Raw genomic sequence first — 19,832 nt, forward strand, 5'->3', positions numbered from 1 at the left:
GTTAGCGGATGTCCAAGGTCGTCAGTCGGACAAACCGGCCGCCGGGCAGGCGGGCGATCCGGCCATCGAGTTCGAGCGCGCTCAGGTGAGCAAGCACTTCGGGGACTCCCATGCCGGTACGCCCACAGAGGGTGTCTGCGCTGACGGGATCATAACCCAGCGCCTCCACGACTGCTGCCATGCCCGGCGGCATGCCAATGGGCGGGGTCGTGGTGGCATGGACCGCCGGTGCGCGCTGAGCGTTCCCGTTGCGGTTCTGGTCGATTGAACGCGGGCTTCGCGACGTCGGTTTTTGTTTATCGACGTGTCGCGAGCGTGTTTCGGCAGACCGTATTGTGTCGACCGTCGCGGCAGGGGGGGCGATCCCCAGCGCCTCGAAGACGTCGTCGGGCGACGTGGCGAGCGTTGCGCCATCCCGTATCAGTGTGTGGCAGCCTCGGCTTTGCGGCGCATGGATCGAGCCGGGAATGGCGAGTACGTCCCGGCCCAGTTCGCCCGCCAGACGCGCCGTGATGAGCGAACCCGAGTGCGTGGCGGCTTCCACGACCACCGTGCATCGCGCTAGCGCCGCAATCAAACGGTTGCGCCGGGGGAAGTGGTCTGGCCGGGGCGGTGTGCCGATCGGGAAGGCGGACAGCAACAGCCCGCGCTCGGCAATACGCTCAGCGAGCCCATGGTGGCGCGCCGGATACACGATGTCGGCGCCCGTCCCGACGATGGCACAGGTACGTCCTGCGGTCTCCAGCGCACCTTCGTGCGCGGCGGCGTCGATGCCGGCGGCCAGTCCGGACACGACGGTGACACCTGCCTGACCCAGCTCCTGGGCGAAGTGCCGCGCGTTGTCGCGACCTTGGGGCGTGGCGCGACGACTGCCAACCAGAGCCGCCGTCCTGTCGCCCGCGCGGTTCGGCAAACCGATGTCGCCCCGGCAATAAAGCATGGGCGGTGCATCGCCAAGCGTCAGCAGAGCGCGTGGATAGGCGGCTTCAGAGAGCGTTACGACGGCACACCCCGGCCGGCTGGCCCAGTCGAGGGTGCGGTCGATTTGTGTGGCCAGATCGGTGCATAGGGGGGCCAGCAGCCGGGCGACGAGATCGTCGGGCAGTACGCGGGCCAGATCGCTGCGCGTTGCGAGGAAGATTGCGCCCGGCGGCCCGAAGACCGTCAGCAGGCGGCGTACTGCGGCCGGCGGCACGCCAGGGGTGTGGCACAGCCGCAGCCAGTCCTTGATTTCCGAGCGATCGGCACCGATCCGATCCTTGTCGGGCGTGAGGTTCTCGTCGGCACTGAAGTGGGGGGCGGCGACGTCTGGGGTGACGCCGGGAAGGGCGTTGGCGCAGGCGTCTCGGGCGGGCGGCGTCGCGCCAGCCGCCAGCGCCGACAGGGGCGCTATGCTAAAATTTTTCATCATCCGGTAAGCATTGACCGGGGGGCCAAGGTTGGCATCGACGGCGGCGCGAGCCTCGCGACGCCGTCTCCATCGCAAGATTGTGCGTTCGCAGCCACCCCCAGGGCAATGCGGCGAATTCCCGTTTTCATCATGGCATTACTGACAATTCTTCAATATCCCGATCCGCGTCTGCACAAGGTGGCCAAGCCGGTCGCTCAGGTCGACGACCGGATCCGCCAACTCGTCAAGGACATGGCCGAGACCATGTACGACGCCCCCGGCATCGGCCTCGCGGCCACCCAGATCGACGTACACGAGCAGGTCATCGTGATGGATCTCTCGGAAACGCGCGACGAACTGCGCGTGTTCATCAATCCCGAGATCGTCTGGCGCAGCGACGAACAGAAAGTCTACGAAGAGGGCTGCCTCTCGGTGCCCGGCATCTACGACGAAGTCGAGCGGGCCGACCGCGTGCGCGTGCGTGCCCTGAACGAGAAGGGCGAGAAGTTCGAACTCGATGCCGACGGCCTGCTCGCCGTGTGCATTCAGCACGAAATGGATCACCTGAAGGGCCGCGTGTTCGTCGAGTATCTCTCGCCGCTCAAGCGCAACCGCATCAAGCAAAAGATGAAGAAGCAGGTCGAGCGCGCCTGACCCGTGCGGCGTGCCCGGCGTGGGCGCGCCCGTTAAAGTCCTCTATACTTGCAGCGCTCGCGGACCCTGAGTCCGCCTTCCGCCGCTGCGACGGGGCGTCTCGAACGTCTGCCGTCGGGCCAACTCCCGACTGTTTGCCGAGATGTCCATCGCCATCGCCTCGTCGTCTTCCCGCACCCGCACGATTTACTGGCTGAGCGCCGCGCTCCTGTTTGCCTTCCTGCTGGCCGGCTTGTTCGACCGTGACCCCTGGAAAGCCGACGAGCCGTACTCCGTCGGTATGGTCCTGAATTTCTTCCGTGGCCACGATCTGGTCGTGCCCCGCGTGGCCGCCGATCCGTTCGTGGAGAAGCCGCCTGTCATGTATTGGACGGGCGCGTTCTTCGCCAGACTCGCATCCGGTGTGCTGCCGGTCTTCGACGGCGCGCAACTCGCGGTATTCGCCTGGCTCGTGATTGCCGTGCTTTGCGTCGGTCGTCTGGCGCAGCGGCTTTACGGTCCGGCCCACACGCATAACACGGACACTTTCCATTGGCTCGCGCCCATGCTGATGGTGGGCAGCTTCGGGGCCATCGAGAACATTCACAAGCTCACCGCAGACGTGCCGCAACTGGCGGGCGCTGCGCTCGCATTAGCCTCGCTGGCGCGTTTGGCCAGAACCGAGAATTCGACGCGCCTGTGGGGACTGCTGTTCGGCACCGGTGCGGGAATCGCCTTCCTGAGCAAAGGCCTGCTCGTCCCTGGCGTGCTGGGGCTGACCGCGCTGGCCGTGCTCGTTCTGCCCGCTTACCGCACGCGTCGCTACGCTGCCGCACTCGCGTGGGCTGTGCTGGCGGCGCTGCCTTGGGTCGTTATCTGGCCGGTGTTGTTCTGGCATGCCTCCGAGCCGCTTTTCATCGAATGGTTCTGGGATAACAACTTCGGCCGGTTCTTTGGTTTCGTCCACCTCGGCGGTGAGCGCAAATCGTACTGGAACGACCTCACGAGCCTGATCGGGCTCACGTTTCCCGCCGGCTGGCTCGCCGTCGGTGCATTGGTTGCGCAACTGCGGCAGGGTGGGGTGCGCAGCTTCCTGAACGAGCGTCCGGAACTGGCCATGCTCTGGCTCTACTCGGGCTTGTTCGTGTTGACGCTCGTGGTCTCGTCGGCCATTCGCGATATCTATATGTTGTCGCTCTTCCCGGCGCTCGCCGTGCTCGGTGCGGGCGTGCGACTGCCCGCGTGGCTCGAGAGGACGTGGTCGGGCGTGGCATTCGTGCTCATGAGCGTGCTGGGTCTGTTCTTGTGGGTTCGCTGGGGACTGCAACTGACCGGTAACGGGCACGTCGCGGCCGGGCCGATCGGCAAGTGGCTGCCGCTCGACTACGTGCTGCCGTTCTCACCCGGCCTCGTGCTCGCGGCGCTTGCCATCGCCGTGCTGTGGGTCACGGCCATCGTGCATCGCCGTCAGTTGGGCGCGCTGGTGTTCGGATTCGCCGGATTGATGTTCGTCTGGGGAACGCTCTCGACGTTGCTGCTGCCGTGGATCAACGAGGCGCGCAGCTATCGCACGCCGTTCGCCGCGCTGCGCGAATCGCTCGCGCGCGTCGGGCCCGTTTCCCCCGCGGGCACCACGGCAACGAACACCTGTATCGGGTCGTTCAACGTCGGTGAGTCGGAGCGGGCGATGCTCGACTATTTCATCGATGTGCGTCCGGTGCAGCTCCCGGATTTGGCGCAGGCGTCGCGTTGCGGCGTGCTGCTGTTGCTCGACAAGGCCAACGCGCGCATTCCTGCGCCGGACGGCTGGCACGAGATCTGGCAGGGCGGCCGCGCGGGCGACACCAACGAGCGTTTCCGCGCTTTCGTCGCACCAACGGCTTCCGGCGCCGCAGCTACCGCTGCGACCGGCGCCGTCAAGTAAGTCACAGCGTTCAGCAGGAGGAAGTTTGTCATGACGCTTCGCATCGTTTTCGCCGGTACGCCGGAATTCGCTCAAACTGCGCTTGCCGCCATCGATGCCGCCGGGTTCGCTGTCGAGTTGGTGCTCACTCAACCGGACCGTCCGGCGGGGCGAGGCATGAAGCTGCAAGCCAGCCCGGTCAAACGCTACGCGCTGGCGCACGGCATGCCGGTGTCGCAGCCCCCGTCGCTGCGCCGTAACGGCAAGTACCCGGAAGAGGCCGCGGCGGCCATCGAGCAACTGCGCGCGCTGGCGCCCGACGTCATGGTCGTGGCCGCCTACGGCCTGATCCTCCCGCAGGAAGTGCTCGATCTGCCGCGTTACGGATGCCTGAACATTCATGGCTCGCTGCTGCCGCGCTGGCGTGGCGCCGCGCCGATTCATCGCGCCATCGAGTCGGGCGACGCCGAGACCGGCATCACCATCATGCAGATGGACGCGGGCCTCGATACGGGTGCGATGATTCTGCGTGAGGCCGAGCCCATCGGCCCGGACGATACGACCGCCGTGCTTCACGATCGCATGGCGGCGCTGGGCGGCAAGCTGATCGTCGACGCGTTGCGTCAACTCGCGCGCGACGGGCATCTGCCGAGCGTCGCCCAGCCCGAGGCGGGCGTGACCTACGCGGAGAAGATCGCGAAGCAGGAAGCCGTGCTCGACTGGCGCAAACCTGCCGAGGTGCTGGCGCGTCAGGTGCGTGCGTTCGACCCGTTCCCGGGGGCGCTCGGCACGGTGCACGACACGCCCGTCAAACTGTGGCGCGCGAGCGCCGTGGCTGGCAAGCCGGGGGCAGTGCCCGGCACCGTCCTGGAAGTAAGTACTGACGCCATCGTCATCGCTTGCGGGGAAGGGGCGTTGCGTGTGACCGAATGCCAGAAGCCGGGCGGCAAACGTCTGCCGGTCCGCGAATTCCTCGCGGGATTTGCGCTGGCACCAGGTGACGTGTTCGCGAACGTCGATTCGCAGACGAATTGACGGCTTCCGGTTTCCACGTTTTTGCCATCAAAACAGCACGAAAAAGTCGCAAAACGTCGGTGAATTGGCAGGAAACTCAGGCAAACGTCTGAAAAGTATCTAAGCTGGAGCCGCAGACGTTGAATTTTCGACGTCCGGCACCATCTAACGCCCGAGGACACGCAAAGTGCGTGGCTCCTCGGGTCATCAAGATTTGCAGAGGAGAACAACCATGTTCAATTGGATGAAGACCACCCTGCTGATGGCGGCCATCACCGCGTTGTTCATGGTGGTGGGCGGCATGATCGGCGGCAAGCAGGGCATGATGCTCGCGCTGGCGTTCGCGCTCGCGATGAATTTCTTTTCGTACTGGTTCTCGGACAAGATGGTGCTGCGTATGTACAACGCGCAGCAGGTCGACGAGACGAGTGCACCGCAGTTCTACAACATGGTGCGCGAGCTGTCGCAGCGGGCTGGCCTGCCGATGCCGAAGGTCTACCTGATCAACGAAGACGCCCCCAACGCGTTTGCAACCGGTCGCAATCCGGAGAACGCTGCCGTGGCCGCCACGACCGGCATTCTGCGCGTGCTTTCCGATCGCGAACTGCGTGGCGTGATGGCGCATGAGCTGGCGCACGTGAAGCATCGCGACATTCTCATCTCGACCATCTCCGCGACCATGGCCGGTGCCATTTCGGCGCTTGCCAACTTCGCCATGTTCTTCGGCGGACGCGATGAGAACGGCCGCCCCGCGAATCCGATCGCCAGCATTGCCGTGGCGATTCTCGCGCCGCTGGCCGCGTCACTGATTCAAATGGCGATTTCGCGCGCGCGCGAATTCGAGGCAGACCGGGGCGGTGCGGAAATTTCCGGCGATCCGCAGGCGCTTGCCGCGGCGCTCGACAAGATCCACCGCTACGCCCAGGGCATTCCGTTCGAGGCGGCCGAGCAGCATCCCGCCACGGCGCAGATGATGATCATGAACCCGCTGTCCGGCGGCGCGATCGCCAACCTGTTCTCGACGCACCCGGCGACCGAAGAGCGCATTGCCCGTCTGATGGAGATGGCGCGCACCGGGCAGTATCCGGCCTGAACGGGCGTGCGACAGGCAGTAAGTGAGGACTGACCTCGCCAGCAACGACCCTGCTCGCTGGCGCGAGCGCTGCCCTCGGGCGCGGTTCGCCAGTCTGCTATCCTGTCGCTCGACAGCCGTCCGATAGCCTCCCATGCCCGCCGTCGCGCGGGCATGTTCGTTTTAGAAAGCCCATGCCGCAACCGAGTCTGCCCACCGAATCCCTGGCCTATGCGCTGCAACGCGCTGCGCAGGCCCTCGAATCCGTTCAGAAGGGCACCGCGTTGCCGCAAGCGCTGGCGCAAGCCGCCGCTCAGAGCGCGCCGGCGGCGCGCGCCGCCGCTCAGGATCTGGCCTATCGCGCTGTGCGCCGCCTTGGCAGCAGCCGCGCGTTGCTCGCCTTGCTGGTCAAGCCGGCGCTGCAAGCTCGCGTGCGCGACATCCTGCTGTGCGCCCTGGCGTTGTTGCAAGACGACCCCGCCGATGCTGCGTACACCGAATTTACCGTCGTCGATCAGGCCGTCGAGGCGATTGCCGCGCAGCGCCGCACCGTGGCGGCGAAAGGCCTGGCCAATGCCGTGCTGCGCCGCTATCTGCGCGAGCGCGACAGCCTGCTGGCCGAGATCGCGACGCAACCCGAAGCGCGTTGGAACTACCCCGTGTGGTGGATCGACACGGTGCGTCGCGCCTATCCGGATCAATGGGAGACGCTGCTGGCGGCAGGCGACAGCCGTGGCCCGATGACGCTGCGGGTCAACACGCGACGCACGAGCGTCGCCGCCATGCAGGAACGTCTGACGCAGGAGGGCATGGCGTCCGAAGTCATCGGCCCGGTGGCGTTGCGTCTGGCGCAGGCGGTGCCGGTGGATCGTCTGCCGGGCTTTGCCGACGGATGGGTGTCGGTGCAGGATGCCGGTGCGCAACTGGCCGCGCCGCTCGTGCTGGGTGAGAATCCGCGTCCGGGCATGCGTGTGCTGGACGCCTGTGCGGCGCCCGGCGGCAAGACCGGTCACTTGCTGGAAATGGCGGACGTGCAGGTCGTCGCGTTGGAGTCGGATCGCACGCGAGTGCCGCGCATCTACGAAAACCTCGAACGCCTGGGATTGAGCGCGGACGTGCGCATCGGCGACGCGGGTGCGCCGTCGAAGTGGTCTGGCGGCGGCTGGGACGGCGTGCCGTTCGAGCGCATTCTGGCAGACGTGCCGTGCTCGGCGGCGGGCATCGTGCGGCGTCATCCGGACATTCGCTGGCTGCGCCGCGAGGCCGATATCGCGGCGCTGGTGGCGGAGCAGCAGCGCATTCTGCTCGCCCTCTGGGACACCCTGGCCGTGGGCGGCGAATTGATCTATGCAACGTGCTCCGTCTTCCCGGCGGAGAATGAAGCGCAAGCGCAATGGTTTGAACGTCTTCGCACAGATGCGGTACGATTGGACGCTCCCGGGCAATTGCTAATGACCCCTGGCGGCGCCCATGACGGCTTCTACTACGCTCGCTTCCAGAAACGGTGACTTTCTCCCAACGGCTCCTGGCCAGTTTGCTGCCGCTGCTGCTGTGCGTTTTTGCGCTCGGCTTCGCCGCGCCTGCGCGTGCCGAAAACGAAATTCAGGTTCGCGAAGCGCGACTTGAGCCGTCCGAGGGCGGCTGGTCGCTCGACGCTCGCTTCGCTTTCGAACTCAACAGCAGTCTTGAAGACGCGGTCAATCGCGGCGTCTCTCTTTACTTCACGACCGACTTCGAACTGACGCGTTCGCGCTGGTACTGGTTCGACGAAAAAGTCGTGACGACGTCGCAAAGCGTGCGCCTCTGGTTCCAGCCGCTCACGCGTCAATATCGCGTCTCGAGCAACAACGGCAACAGCAATAGCGGCGGTCTGCAACTCGGCTTCACCTCGTTGCGCGACGCGCTTGCCCTCGTGCGCAATGTGAGTGGCTGGCGTGTCATTGACAAGGGCGTGACCAAGCCGGGCACTCAGTATCAGGCGTCGGTGCGCATGCGTCTCGACAATGCGCTCATGCCCAAGCCGTTCCAGATCGATGCCGTGAACAATCGCGACTGGAATCTCAGCTCGGACTGGGCGCGCTTCATGTTCTCGCCGGCCCCGCCCCCGGCCGCCGCCAGTGTGTCGACGTCGACGATCGCGCCGGGCGCGTCGTCGGGTGCCGCAGCGTCGGTGGCGGCACCGGCCAGCGCGTCTGCGAGCGTTGGCATGACAGGGTTGGTGGCCACGGCGGCCTTCGGCACGTCGAACCCCTTGGCCCGTCTGACGGGGAATCTGCCGCTAGCCTTCAGCGCGGCGTCGCCGCCCGGAGCGACCCGTGTCAAATAACGGCGGCGGCCTGCTCAAGCACATCGTCATTCGCACGTTGATCGTGACGATGGCGCTGGTCGCCATCGGGCTGTTCTGTCTGCTCGCGCTCGCGTCGGCCAATACCGAATTCTTCGATCGCTACTACTCGCTGCTCTACACCGCGAACATTGCGGTGGCGATCATCTTCATCTTCATCGTCGGCGCGCTGGTCTGGATCATTCTGGTGCGTCTGCGCCAACGACGCTTCGGTACGCGCTTGCTGGCCAAGCTCGCGATCTTCTTCGCGCTGGTCGGTGTGCTGCCGGGCGGCATCATCTATCTGGTGTCGTTGCAGTTCGTCTCGCGTAGTATCGAATCGTGGTTCGACGTGCGCGTGGAAACGGCGCTCGATTCGGGCCTCGAACTCGGTCGCGCCATTCTGAATAACGGCTTGTCGGATCTGAGCGCGAAGGCACAGCTCGTGGCCGACAATCTGACGGCGAGCGGCGACAAGGGCGGCACCCTGACGCTGCTGCGCATGCGCGACCAGTTCGGCTTGCAGGACGCCACGATCGTCGACGGCAACGGGCGCGTGCTGGCGTCGGCGTCGGGCAACTTCAACGCGCTCGTGCCCGATCTGCCTACGGCGCTCATGTTGCGTCAGGCGCGCACGCAATCGCGCGGCTACACGGCCATCGAGGGCGGCAGCGAGGGTTACGACAAGCATCAGAGCGACCAGCTTCGATGGCGGGTGGTGATCCGTATCCCGTCGAGTTACTCGTCGTCATTGCAGGACGAAGAGCGTTTCCTGCAGGTCATGCAACTGGTGCCGGCGAACCTTGCGCAGAACGCCGAGGCGGTGCAGAACGCCTATCGCGAATATCAGGAAAAGGCGCTGGGCCGCACCGGCTTGCGCAAGATGTATATCGGCACGCTGACGCTCTCGCTGTTCCTCGCGACGTTCGTAGCGATGATGCTCGCGCTGGCGCTCGGCAATCAGCTGGCGCGGCCGCTTTTCCTGCTCGCACGCGGCACGCAGGAAGTTGCGGCAGGCGATTTGTCGCCGAAGGGGGAAGTGCGCACCAACGACGAACTTGGCTTCCTCACGCAAGCCTTCAACGCGATGACGCGCCAATTGTCGGATGCGCGCGCGACGGTCGAGCGCAACCGTCTCGCGCTTGAAAGCTCGAAGGCTCACCTGGAGAGTATTCTGTCGAATCTGACGGCCGGGGTGTTCGTCTTCGACCGCGACTTCCGCCTGACGACGGCCAACGCCGGTGCAGAACGCATCTTCAAGCAGAGTTTTCAGGGCGAATTGAACCGTTCGCCGGCGCATATTCCGGCGCTGGTGGAGTTCGGCGAGACGTTGCGCCGTGCCTTTGCCGATCGCGATGCGAACGCCGATCTCGGGCCGGGCGGGCACTGGCAGCAGCAGATCGGCCTGACGCTGCCGGGCGAGACCGATGCCGTCACGCTGCTCGTGCGCGGCTCACATCTGCCTGAACCGATGCTCGCGGTGGCCGGCGTGCCGACCCGGGCGGGAGGAGGGTATGTGGTCGTGTTCGACGATATCAGCGACGTGATTTCCGCGCAGCGCTCGGTCGCGTGGGCCGAGGTGGCGCGGCGTCTGGCGCATGAAATCAAGAACCCGCTTACGCCGATTCAATTGTCGGCCGAGCGATTGCAGATGAAATTGTCGGACAAGCTGCCGCCGGCCGATGCCGAAGTGCTGCGCCGGGGCGCGACAACTATCGTCAACCAGGTGGCGGCGATGAAGCGCATGGTCGACGATTTCCGCGATTACGCGCGCTTGCCGCCGGCGATCATGCACCCCTTGCAGCTCAATGAGTTGATCGGTGAGGTGTTGACGTTATACGGTGTGGATGAAGGGCGCGGCGCGATTCGTCCGTATCTCGATGCAGAACTGCCGGAGATACGGGGCGACTCGACGCAATTGCGTCAGGTTATTCATAATCTGCTGCAGAATGCTCAAGATGCCGTGGGCGGAACCGAAAACCCTCTTATCACGGTGGAAACGAAGACAGTAGAATACGCAGGATCGGATGGGCATCCCGGTGAACCGAAGCGCACGGCGGTGCGTCTGACGATTTCGGACAATGGGCCAGGTTTCCCGGCCCGCATTCTGACCCGCGCATTCGAGCCTTACGTGACGACCAAGTCGAAGGGCACCGGACTGGGGCTTGCGATGGTCAAGAAGATTATCGACGAGCATCAGGCACGCATCGACATTCGCAACCGGTCATTGCCCGAGGGCGAAGGGAGTGCAGGTGCACAGATTTCGATCTTGTTTACTCAATTGGCTGACGACCAGGACCTGCCGCGCACCAAGCCGGCAGAACACACGAAGGTAGCGTAAATGGCAACCATTTTGGTGGTGGACGACGAAATGGGGATCCGGGAGCTGCTCTCGGAGATTCTGAGCGACGAAGGGCATGTCGTGGAGGTGGCGGAGAACGCGCAGGAAGCGCGTGCGTTCCGCGCCACGCACACGCCTGACCTCGTGCTGCTCGATATCTGGATGCCCGATACCGACGGCGTGACCTTGCTCAAGGAGTGGGCAGCACAACAGTTGCTGACCATGCCTGTGATCATGATGTCGGGCCACGCGACGATCGACACCGCCGTCGAGGCGACGAAGATCGGGGCGCTCAATTTCCTCGAAAAGCCTATTGCCCTGCAGAAACTGTTGCAGGCGGTGGAGCAGGGCCTCGCACGCGGCAAACGCGATCCCTCGGGTGGCGCGGCGAGCGCGTTCGATGCCGACGACGACGCGCTCGACACGGGCGTCTTCGGCGAGAGCGAGGCTCGTCATGCGGGCACGGGCCTGAACGGCGCAGCCACGCATCACGCGCCGCTTGGCGCACACGACGCCGAGGGTGTCGCGGGCGTGTCCGGCACGGGCATGTCTGCGGATATCTCGTTCGACGTACCGCTGCGCGAGGCACGCGACGCTTTCGAGCGTGCGTACTTTGCTTATCATCTGGCCAAGGAGCACGGCAGCATGACGCGCGTGGCCGAGAAAACCGGACTGGAGCGCACGCACTTGTACCGTAAGCTCAAGCAACTGGGCGTGGAACTCTCCAAGAGCAAGACTTGATGGCGGTGCGGCGCGCGTCGGTGCGCTGCCATGCCGCTTTCCTGCAGATTTTTTCGCCATGGGGCTTGCATAAAGCGTCTGCAGTCTCTATAATCGCTTTTCTCTTGGCCCGGTAGCTCAGTTGGTAGAGCAGCGGATTGAAAATCCGCGTGTCGTTGGTTCGATTCCGACCCAGGCCACCAAATTCGAAGGGCTTGCGCACATCGCAAGCCCTTTTTGCGTTTGAACGAAAACGCTGCCCGATGATGGGTATAACGTCCCGGCGATAGCGACGCGGGCCGCCGCGGTTCAAAATCGCGTGACATATCCCGCACGTGGGTCGCCAAAGAGGTGGCCGCAAGCGCGTGCCCCGGCCCTCGTCGTCGCGATGCTCTGACGGCAAAGGCGATACTGCTAGCGCATGATCATGACGACAAGCACCGATTCCGCTCTGGTTCTGTTCTCCGGTGGACAGGATTCGACCACCTGCCTCGCGTGGGCACTGTCGCGCTATGCGCGCGTCGAAACGCTGGGTTTCGATTACGGCCAGCGTCACAGCGTGGAGCTGGAATGCCGCACCGACGTGTTGGCCAAGCTGCGCGAGCGTTTCCCGCAGTGGGCACCGCGCCTGGGCGACGACCACATGATCGACCTGTCGATCCTGGGTCAGATCAGCGAGACGTCGCTCACACGCGAGACCACGATTGCGATGGCGGCGAACAACCTGCCGAACACCTTCGTGCCGGGCCGGAATCTGCTGTTTCTGACGATTGGTGCGACCATTGCGTATCGGCGCGGTTTGCGCGTGCTGGTCGGCGGGATGTGCGAGACCGATTTTTCGGGCTATCCCGACTGCCGCGACGACACCATGAAGGCGCTTCAGGTCGCGCTCAATCTGGGCATGGATCAGCGCTTTATCGTCGAGACGCCGCTCATGTGGATCGACAAGGCCGACACGTGGCAGATGGCGCAGGATCTGGGCGGCGAGTTGCTCGTCGAGACCGTGCGCGAAGACACGCACACGTGCTACCTGGGCGAGCGCAGTGTGCTGCATCCGTGGGGCTACGGTTGCGGCGAATGTCCGGCGTGCCAGTTGCGCCAGCGCGGCTACGAGCAGTGGCGCGCGCGCAGTAACGATCAGGATCGCGGCGCGGCCTGATCCTTCGACTATCGAGAGAATCATGACGTACGCAGTCAAGGAAATCTTCTACACATTGCAGGGCGAGGGCGCGAACGCCGGCCGCCCGGCGGTGTTCTGCCGGTTTGCGGGGTGCAACCTGTGGACCGGCCGCGAAGAGGACCGTGCTGAGGCCGTCTGCCAGTTCTGCGACACCGACTTTGTCGGCACCGACGGCGAAAATGGCGGCAAGTACCGCACGCCGGCCGATCTCGTCGCGCAGATCGTGGCGTTATGGCCGGAGGGCGACCGTGCCCACCGGTTCGTGGTGTGCACCGGCGGTGAGCCGTTGCTTCAGCTCGACTCGCCGCTCATCGACGCGTTGCACGCTGAGGGTTTTCGCATTGCCGTCGAGACCAACGGCACGCAAGTCGTCCCCGAGGGCATCGACTGGGTGTGCGTGAGCCCGAAGGCCGATGCGGAGATGGTCGTCACGCGTGGCGACGAGTTGAAGGTGGTGGTGCCGCAGGATCGTCAGCGTCTGGCCGATTACGAAGCGCTCGATTTCCAGCACTTCTATCTGCAACCGATGGATGGCCCGTTACGCGACACCAACACGAAGCTGGCGATCGACTATTGCAAATCGCATCCGCGCTGGTCGCTGTCGATGCAGACGCACAAATACCTGAATATTCCCTGAGCCGTTGCCGTGATTACGATTACCCGGAAACTCGAATTCGATGCGGGCCACCGCATTCCCGATCACCGAAGCCAGTGCCGCAACCTGCACGGGCATCGCTACGTGCTCGAGATCACGCTCGCAGGCGAAGTGAGCCGCGAGAGCGGTGCGTCCGACAACGGCATGGTGATGGATTTTGCCGACGTGAAGGCGCTCGCCAACGAACACCTCGTGTCGGTATGGGATCACGCGTTCCTCGTCTATGAAGGCGACACGGCCGTGCGTAACTTCCTCGAGACGATGCCCGATCACAAGACCGTGGTCTTCGATCGCGTGCCGACCGTAGAGAATCTGGCCGCTGCGGCCTTCGACAAGCTGAGCAGCGTCTTCGACACGCATTACGGTCACGACTTGCGTCTGGTGCGTTTGCGTCTGTACGAGACCCCGAATTGCTGGTCGGAAGTCACGGCGTAAGGTGTGGCTGGCGTTGTGACATTCGTCAGAACGCCATTCGTTCGTGGCGCCTGTGCAATTGTGCCGATGCCACCGGAATTGACCGGGATGACACCTACGGTGCAACGAATTCGAAACTCCACCCGCGAAGTCGATGGCTGCCGGTGATGACATGACCGAAAGTCCGAACCCGCCAGATCACGAGTCTGGCGGGTTTTTTCATTACAGGACAAGTCATGACAAGAATTTCAGCAGGCAGCCACGTCGTTGCCTTCGATAGTCAGACAGCGGTGCGGTTCATCTCCATGCGACGCGTGGACTCACAGGGAAATCTCGCGTCGCTGGACGGTGTGGCCAATCGGCCGGTCGCGATCGTGTCCGCTCGGCCACGGCCCAGTGCACCTCCGCTCGCCCATGACGATTTCCGGGCCGATTTTGCCGGCGCACGGTCGCCTGAGCGCGCGTTGTCGCCCCATCCGTCGCGAGGCACGCAGCGCTGGACGTTCGACATGCCGGCACAGACCGACGGTCCAGCGGATGCCCCGCCGCCCTACTCGGTCACGTCGCCAGCCCATCCATGGGGCTCGCCGCCGCCGTATTCGGTCGTCGACAACACGCCCCATCGCACCTTCCCGGGCGGCTCCGGGCCGGCCTCGCCGCCCGCGTACAGCCCGCCGAGTCTTGCGTGGATGTCGGGGCAAGGCTATCCGGATACGACAGTCTGAGGGCGGGCCGCGCAGTGTGCTTCGACGATCACCTGCTGGGTGTCAACGCGCTATGATGCGGCTGGCACACAACATCATCCAACAGGGGACTCCACCTATGAAGACGCTGCTGCGCGGCTTGCTGGCCGCAATCCTGCTCACGGCTTTTGCTCTGCCTGCCACGTCGGCGTTCGCGCGCGACAAGGTCGTGTATCACATCAACGATGCCGAACATCAAGCGCTCGCCGGTCTGCGCAGCATGCGCAATCAGCTCGACACGGCGCCGGACACCGACATCGTGGTCGTCGCGTATTCGCAAGGGGTCGATTTCCTGATGGAGAGCTATAAGGATGCTGCGACCGTCGGGCCGCTGGTTTCGGCGTTGCATGCTCGCGGCGTGAAGTTCGAAGTGTGCGAGATCACGCTCAAGCAGCGCAATCTGAAGAAGGACCAGTTTGTCCTCGACGCCGATTTCACGCCCTCCGGCGTGGTCGAGCTTACGCGCCTGCAGCAAAAGGGCTACGCGTACATCAAGCCGTAAGCTGGCGCTGTATCTGCGGTATTGCGGTACCGAACCCCGGCCGAGCGCCGGGGTTTTTTATGCCGTCTCTCGGTGATCACAGCGCTTTCCTGCTTGAGGCGAGCAGGACGTCGGTGCTCCGGCGTGTCTTTTTCATTTGGCGCACAATAGGCGCAAGCCCGCCTCCGGAGATTTGTCATGCCGCTGTCCTTCGCCATGCGCCGGCTGCTTGCCGGTGTCACCGCCACGCTCGTGAGTGTGGCGTGCCAGCCGATTCCCTATGCGGTGGCTGCCGCTCAGGCCCCTGCGCAGACACTGACCGATCAGGCCGTCCATCACTACGAAGCCGGTCAGCAATCGCAAGCGCTTGAGGAGTTTCGCCGGGCCGCCGAGCAGGGGAATCGTCTGGCCCAGTTCGACTACGCGATGATGCTGCTCAACGGCGAAGGCGGCACACCAGATCCCGACGGCGCCGTGCATTGGCTGGAACGTGCCGCGAACGCGGGCATGACGCAGGCGCAATACGTCTACGGAAAAATGTTCGACGACGGTTACGTTGTCGGCAAATCGATTCCGCAGGCCAACCTCTGGTACGAGAAGGCCGCCAAGCAAGGACACGTGCAGGCGCAGGCGGCCATCGCCAACGAATATTTCATCGGCCGCGGTGTACCCAAGGATTACAAGGCCGCGTTCGGCTGGTACGAGAAAGCCGCTCGTGGCGGCGATCTGCCGTCGCAATACATCGTTGCGAGCTATTACGAACGCGGCTACGGGGTCGTGACACCCGATCTCGAACGGGCGCGTCTCTGGTACGAGAAGGCCGCTGCGCAGGGTGATGTGGCGGCGCAGGGCAAGCTCGAGGCGATGAATCGCGAGCGTATGCAGCCGTCATCCCCGATACCCGCCCCCGCCCGTTGAACGAAGTCGACACCTGAAACAAAAAACGGCAGGGCGATCGCCCTGCCGTCATCTTTTGTGTCGTGTCGTTGTCCGAGCACCGCTAACTCTGCATGAGCCGCTTCTCGCGCGCGACACTCATCAGAATGCCGACCCCGAGGCCGAGCGTCACCAGCGCGGTACCGCCGTAGCTCATGAACGGCAGTGGCACGCCGACCACCGGCAGAATGCCGCTCACCATTCCCATGTTCACGAACGCATAGGTGAAGAAGATCATCGTCACGGCACCGGCGAGCAGCCGCCCGAACAGCGTTGCGCCGGATGCCGCGATCATCAGCCCGCGCGCGACCAGCAGCAGATACAGCACCAGCAGCACGCCTTCGCCGATCAGCCCGAATTCTTCCGCGAAGACGGCGAAGATGAAGTCGGTATGTTTTTCCGGGATGAACTCGAGGTGAGCCTGCGTGCCCTTGAGCCAACCCTTGCCCATCGTGCCGCCCGAGCCAATCGCAATGACGGACTGAATCGTATGGAAGCCCTTGCCGAGCGGGTCTGTTGTCGGGTCCAGCAGCGTGCACACGCGGTGCTTCTGGTAGTCGTGCAGGATGTGCCACTCGACGTCCGGCTGGCAGATCTTGTCTTCGAGCGCGAGGATCGTCCCGATGCCGAGCACGCCGGCGATGAGCACCGGCAGAATGAGCTTCCACGACAGGCCGGCCAGATAGATCACGTAAAGACCGGCCGCAGCCACGAGCAGGCCGGTACCGAGGTCGGGCTGTTTCGCGATGAGTCCCACCGGCACGCCGAGCAGGGCGAGAGCGGCCAGATAATCGAACCAGCGGATGTTGCCTTCACGCTTCTGGAAGTACCAGGCCAGCATGAGCGGCATGGCGATCTTCATGATCTCGGACGGCTGGATCACCATGCCGACATTCAGCCAGCGCTTCGCGCCTTTCTTCGTCAGCCCGAACATCGCCACGGCAATGAGCAGTGCAACACCGGCGGTATAGAGCGGGACCGCGAACTTCATCAGCGTCTGTGTCGGCAGCATTGCCAGCACCCACATCAGAATGAAGGTGAGCACGATGTTGCGGATCTGGTCTTCGACCCGACCGGGCACGTCGATACTGGCGCTGTAGAGCGTAACCAATCCCACGCAAAGCAGCAGGAAGACGATCAGCGCCAGCGGCTTGTCGAAGCCGACGAACAGGCGCTTGACCTGCTCTTTCCACGTATGTTTGTCGAGCGCCATCATGGCGTTCCTCCTTGCGCGCCCTGTGCACGGATGGCGGCGCGATGGCGGGCTTCGTCGGCGACAGTCGGGCTTACGGCGGGTTGACGCTGTGGGGCCGGCTTGGGCGTTTCCGGTGCTGTCGGCACCGGTGCCGATGTCGCGGTCTTGCCAGCGGCCGGTGCCGACGCCGTTGCCGGGGCCGGCGACACGCGCGCTACGCTTGCGGGGGCGCCAGCCGCGCGGCCACCGAGTTCGGCGGCGCTGGCGGGCGGGGCGTCCGGTGTAGCGGACACGGCCAGCGCACCCGAGGCTGCGCCCGGCGCCGAAGCCGACGCCTGCAACGCCGCCGCTTCCGCCGCGCGTTCCTTCGGTTCGTCGATGAGATAGTAATCGAGCAGTCGACGCGCGACCGGACCGGCCTGCGCCCCGCCCCAACCGGCGTTTTCAACGATCAGCGCGATGGCGATCTTCGGATCGTCGGCGGGCGCGAAGGCGATGAACAACGCGTGGTCGCGCTTGAACTCGGGAATCGCGTTGTGGTTGTACTTCTCGTTCTTGCCGAGCGAATAGACCTGTGCCGTACCGGTCTTGCCGCCCGCGTCGTAGGGTGCCCCGGCGAACGCCTGACGGCCCGTCCCTTCCTTGATCACGCCGACCATCGCCCGTTTGACGAAGTCCACGTCGGCCTGCTTGTACGGCAGCCGCGCGCTTTCCTTCGGCACGGTCAGCGCACGCGAGTGCGAGACCGGGTCTTCGACGGCCTTGACCAGGTGTGGCTTCATCACCACGCCGTTGTTGGCCAGCGTGGCCGTGGCATGCGCGAGTTGCAGAATCGTGAACGAGTTATAGCCCTGACCGATGCCCAGACTGATCGTCTCGCCGTCGTACCACTTCTGCTGCGCGGGCTTCTTGTAAGCCTTGCGCTTCCATTCGGTCGAGGGCAGGATGCCGCGCGCCTCGCCTTCGATGTCGATGCCCGTCAACTGACCGAAGCCGAGTGGCGCCATGAAGTCGTGAATGGCGTTCACGCCGAGGTCGTGCGCGAGCATGTAGTAATACGTGTCGTTCGACACCACGATCGAGCGATACATGTCGATCCAGCCCTGACCGTTGCGAACGTCGTTGCGGAACGTGTGGTTACCCAGCGTGAACGAGCCTGTGTCCTGGAAGCCCCAGTTGGTCGTGCGCTTGCCGAGTTCAAGTGCGGCGAGGGCCATGAACGGCTTGTACGTCGAGCCGATCGGATAGGTGCCGCGCAACGGACGGTTGAGCAGCGGGCGGTCGGGCGAGTTGTTCAGGGCGTCCCAGTTCTGCTGATCGATCCCTTCGACGAACATGTTCGGATCGAAGCTCGGTGCCGACACGAAGGCGAGCACGTCGCCGGTCTTCGGTTCGATGGCGACGACAGCGCCACGGCGTCCGGCAAAGGCTTGCTCGGCCACTTGCTGGAGTTTGATGTCGATGGACAGCACCAGGTTGTCGCCCGGCGTGGCGGGCGTGCGCGAGATCGTGCGCACGGGCCGGCCGCCGGCGGTCACTTCGATTTCCTCGAAACCGGTGATGCCGTGGAGCTGCGTCTCGTAACTCTGCTCGACACCGATCTTGCCGATATAGTCCGTGCCCTTGTAGTTATTCACGTCGCGACGGATGTCGTACTTGGCGCTATCGCTGTCGTTCTCGTCGCTCATCGCCTCGATGCGCTGACGATCGCGCTGCGAAATCCGGCCGATGTAGCCGATCACGTGCGCGGCCGTCTCGCCAAGCGGGTACTGACGGAACAGACGAGCGTGCACGTCCACACCGGGAAAGCGGAAGCGCTGCGCGGTGAAACGGGCGACCTCTTCGTCGGTCAGGCGGGTGCGGATCGGTAGACTTTCGAAGCTCTTGCTGTCGTCCATGAGCTTCTTGAAGCGGGCGCGATCGCGTGGCGTGATCTCAATCACGTCGGACAGATCCGTGACGACGTCTTCAAGCGGACGGCCGATCTTCGACGGCGTGATTTCCAGCGTGTACGCGGAATAGTTGCGCGCGAGCACCACGCCGTTGCGATCCATGATCACGCCCCGGTTGGGCACGATCGGGGCGAGCGAGACGCGGTTTTCGTCGGCTTGCAGGGCGTACTGGTTATGACGGAAGACTTGCAGGTAGACGAAACGTACCGCAAGCAGGCTGAAGCAGATCAGCACGAAAAGCGCAGCCGCCGTCACCCGCAGATGAAACGTCTGCAGTTGTTGCTGGGGATTCTTGAACTCGGTCATGCTGGCTGGGCGGGCGGGGCTCTGTGGCGCGATCGTAAGGGCATGCGGCCCCTCAGATCGGACGCGTGTCGTCGCGGTCGACGGCGCGTTTCTGCGGCGCCAGCAGCAGGATACTGATCACCGGCCAGAGCAAAGCTTCCACGAAGCTTGCCGCGAGCGGCCACCAGCCCGGAAATGCCGCACCGGTCGCCAGACGAATGATGAACGGTACCACGTGGGCGAGCAGCAGCAGCGGCAGCACCGTCAGCGCCTGCCCGAGCAACGTGAAGAACAGCACGCGGCGGTGGATCATGATCGCGCCATACGACAGCAGCGTGTAAGCGAGCGCATGCTCGCCGAGCAGGCCGGCGTTGTGCACGTCCATGAGCAGCCCGACGAGAAACGCCACGCCCATGCCCACCTTGCGGGGTTGGTGGATGTTCCAGAACATCAGCACCAGCGCGACGAAGTCGGGCATGGCGGGGGCGTGCCCCCACGGCATCAGGTTGACCAGAAACGCCACCACGAGACTGAGCGCGATGAAGTACGGATTGACCGGCAGCAGAATGTATTGCGGTCGTGACATGTCGATTCC

The 19,832-nt window shown here is 64.2% G+C and carries 17 protein-coding genes, 1 tRNA gene and 1 pseudogene; 15 read left to right on the plus strand and 4 right to left on the minus strand.

The genetic code is table 11. The annotated features are described in order from the left end of the window. Nucleotide 1 precedes the first annotated feature (1 nt). Nucleotides 2-1,411: a DNA-processing protein DprA gene (dprA, locus tag PI93_RS00860; protein ID WP_236105691.1), complete on the minus strand. Its 1,410-nt coding sequence runs from the start codon at nt 1,409-1,411 to the stop codon at nt 2-4. Between the two features lie 129 nt (nt 1,412-1,540). Between dprA and def the strand changes: the two genes are divergently transcribed. The 15 genes and pseudogenes from def (at nt 1,541) to PI93_RS00935 (ending at nt 15,787) form a co-directional block, all read left to right on the plus strand. Further along, on the plus strand, nt 1,541-2,044 hold the full coding sequence (def, locus tag PI93_RS00865; protein ID WP_039370642.1) for a peptide deformylase: 504 nt from the start codon (nt 1,541-1,543) through the stop codon (nt 2,042-2,044). Nucleotides 2,045-2,186: 142 nt separating this feature from the next. Next, nucleotides 2,187-3,947, plus strand: coding sequence for an ArnT family glycosyltransferase (locus PI93_RS00870; protein ID WP_052240652.1), 1,761 nt, complete (start codon nt 2,187-2,189; stop codon nt 3,945-3,947). 30 nt (nt 3,948-3,977) lie between these two features. After that, on the plus strand, nt 3,978-4,961 hold the full coding sequence (gene fmt, locus PI93_RS00875; RefSeq protein WP_039370282.1) for a methionyl-tRNA formyltransferase: 984 nt from the start codon (nt 3,978-3,980) through the stop codon (nt 4,959-4,961). 211 nt (nt 4,962-5,172) lie between these two features. Next, complete coding sequence (gene htpX / locus PI93_RS00880) at nt 5,173-6,033, plus strand: zinc metalloprotease HtpX (protein WP_039370285.1); 861 nt, start codon at nt 5,173-5,175, stop codon at nt 6,031-6,033. A gap of 173 nt (nt 6,034-6,206) precedes the next feature. Continuing rightward, nucleotides 6,207-7,520: a 16S rRNA (cytosine(967)-C(5))-methyltransferase RsmB gene (gene rsmB / locus PI93_RS00885; RefSeq protein WP_039370287.1), complete on the plus strand. Its 1,314-nt coding sequence runs from the start codon at nt 6,207-6,209 to the stop codon at nt 7,518-7,520. Then, a pseudogene (locus PI93_RS00890) lies at nt 7,517-8,110 on the plus strand (DUF4390 domain-containing protein); the annotation flags it as partial. The gene rsmB and the pseudogene PI93_RS00890, both read left to right, overlap by 4 nt. A 277-nt stretch (nt 8,111-8,387) precedes the next feature. Further along, nucleotides 8,388-10,676, plus strand: coding sequence for a sensor histidine kinase (locus tag PI93_RS00895; RefSeq protein ID WP_328803355.1), 2,289 nt, complete (start codon nt 8,388-8,390; stop codon nt 10,674-10,676). Further along, nucleotides 10,677-11,417: a response regulator gene (locus tag PI93_RS00900; RefSeq protein ID WP_039370293.1), complete on the plus strand. Its 741-nt coding sequence runs from the start codon at nt 10,677-10,679 to the stop codon at nt 11,415-11,417. Between the two features lie 106 nt (nt 11,418-11,523). Beyond that, nucleotides 11,524-11,599: transfer RNA gene (locus tag PI93_RS00905), tRNA-Phe, on the plus strand. Nucleotides 11,600-11,817: 218 nt separating this feature from the next. Next, nucleotides 11,818-12,555 (plus strand): 7-cyano-7-deazaguanine synthase QueC, encoded by a 738-nt coding sequence (gene queC, locus PI93_RS00910; RefSeq protein WP_039370298.1) that lies wholly within the window; start codon nt 11,818-11,820, stop codon nt 12,553-12,555. A 22-nt stretch (nt 12,556-12,577) separates the two neighbouring features. Beyond that, nucleotides 12,578-13,213 (plus strand): 7-carboxy-7-deazaguanine synthase, encoded by a 636-nt coding sequence (gene queE, locus PI93_RS00915; RefSeq protein ID WP_039370301.1) that lies wholly within the window; start codon nt 12,578-12,580, stop codon nt 13,211-13,213. Between the two features lie 9 nt (nt 13,214-13,222). Next, nucleotides 13,223-13,666 (plus strand): 6-carboxytetrahydropterin synthase QueD, encoded by a 444-nt coding sequence (gene queD / locus PI93_RS00920; RefSeq protein WP_039370303.1) that lies wholly within the window; start codon nt 13,223-13,225, stop codon nt 13,664-13,666. Nucleotides 13,667-13,881: 215 nt separating this feature from the next. Continuing rightward, complete coding sequence (locus PI93_RS00925; RefSeq protein ID WP_039370305.1) at nt 13,882-14,370, plus strand: hypothetical protein; 489 nt, start codon at nt 13,882-13,884, stop codon at nt 14,368-14,370. 97 nt (nt 14,371-14,467) lie between these two features. Continuing rightward, a complete protein-coding gene (locus PI93_RS00930; RefSeq protein WP_039370306.1) occupies nt 14,468-14,890 on the plus strand; it encodes a DsrE family protein in 423 nt (140 codons plus the stop codon). 177 nt (nt 14,891-15,067) lie between these two features. Continuing rightward, nucleotides 15,068-15,787, plus strand: a complete 720-nt coding sequence (locus PI93_RS00935) for a tetratricopeptide repeat protein (protein ID WP_052240654.1) — start codon at nt 15,068-15,070, stop codon at nt 15,785-15,787. Between the two features lie 82 nt (nt 15,788-15,869). On the opposite strand, the gene rodA is transcribed toward PI93_RS00935, so the two are convergent. From rodA to mreD, 3 genes are read right to left on the minus strand one after another with little or no spacing between them, the layout of a single operon-like run. Then, nucleotides 15,870-17,018: a rod shape-determining protein RodA gene (gene rodA / locus PI93_RS00940; RefSeq protein ID WP_039370655.1), complete on the minus strand. Its 1,149-nt coding sequence runs from the start codon at nt 17,016-17,018 to the stop codon at nt 15,870-15,872. Continuing rightward, the gene (mrdA, locus tag PI93_RS00945; protein WP_039370307.1) at nt 17,018-19,258 is read right to left on the minus strand and encodes a penicillin-binding protein 2; all 2,241 of its coding nucleotides are present in this window, start codon (nt 19,256-19,258) and stop codon (nt 17,018-17,020) included. Before mrdA ends, rodA begins: the two co-directional genes overlap by 1 nt. A 52-nt stretch (nt 19,259-19,310) precedes the next feature. Next, nucleotides 19,311-19,823, minus strand: a complete 513-nt coding sequence (gene mreD, locus PI93_RS00950) for a rod shape-determining protein MreD (protein WP_010805639.1) — start codon at nt 19,821-19,823, stop codon at nt 19,311-19,313. Between the last annotated feature and the right edge of the window lie 9 nt (nt 19,824-19,832).

This window comes from Pandoraea fibrosis, from assembly GCF_000807775.2.
Taxonomy (GTDB): domain Bacteria; phylum Pseudomonadota; class Gammaproteobacteria; order Burkholderiales; family Burkholderiaceae; genus Pandoraea; species Pandoraea fibrosis.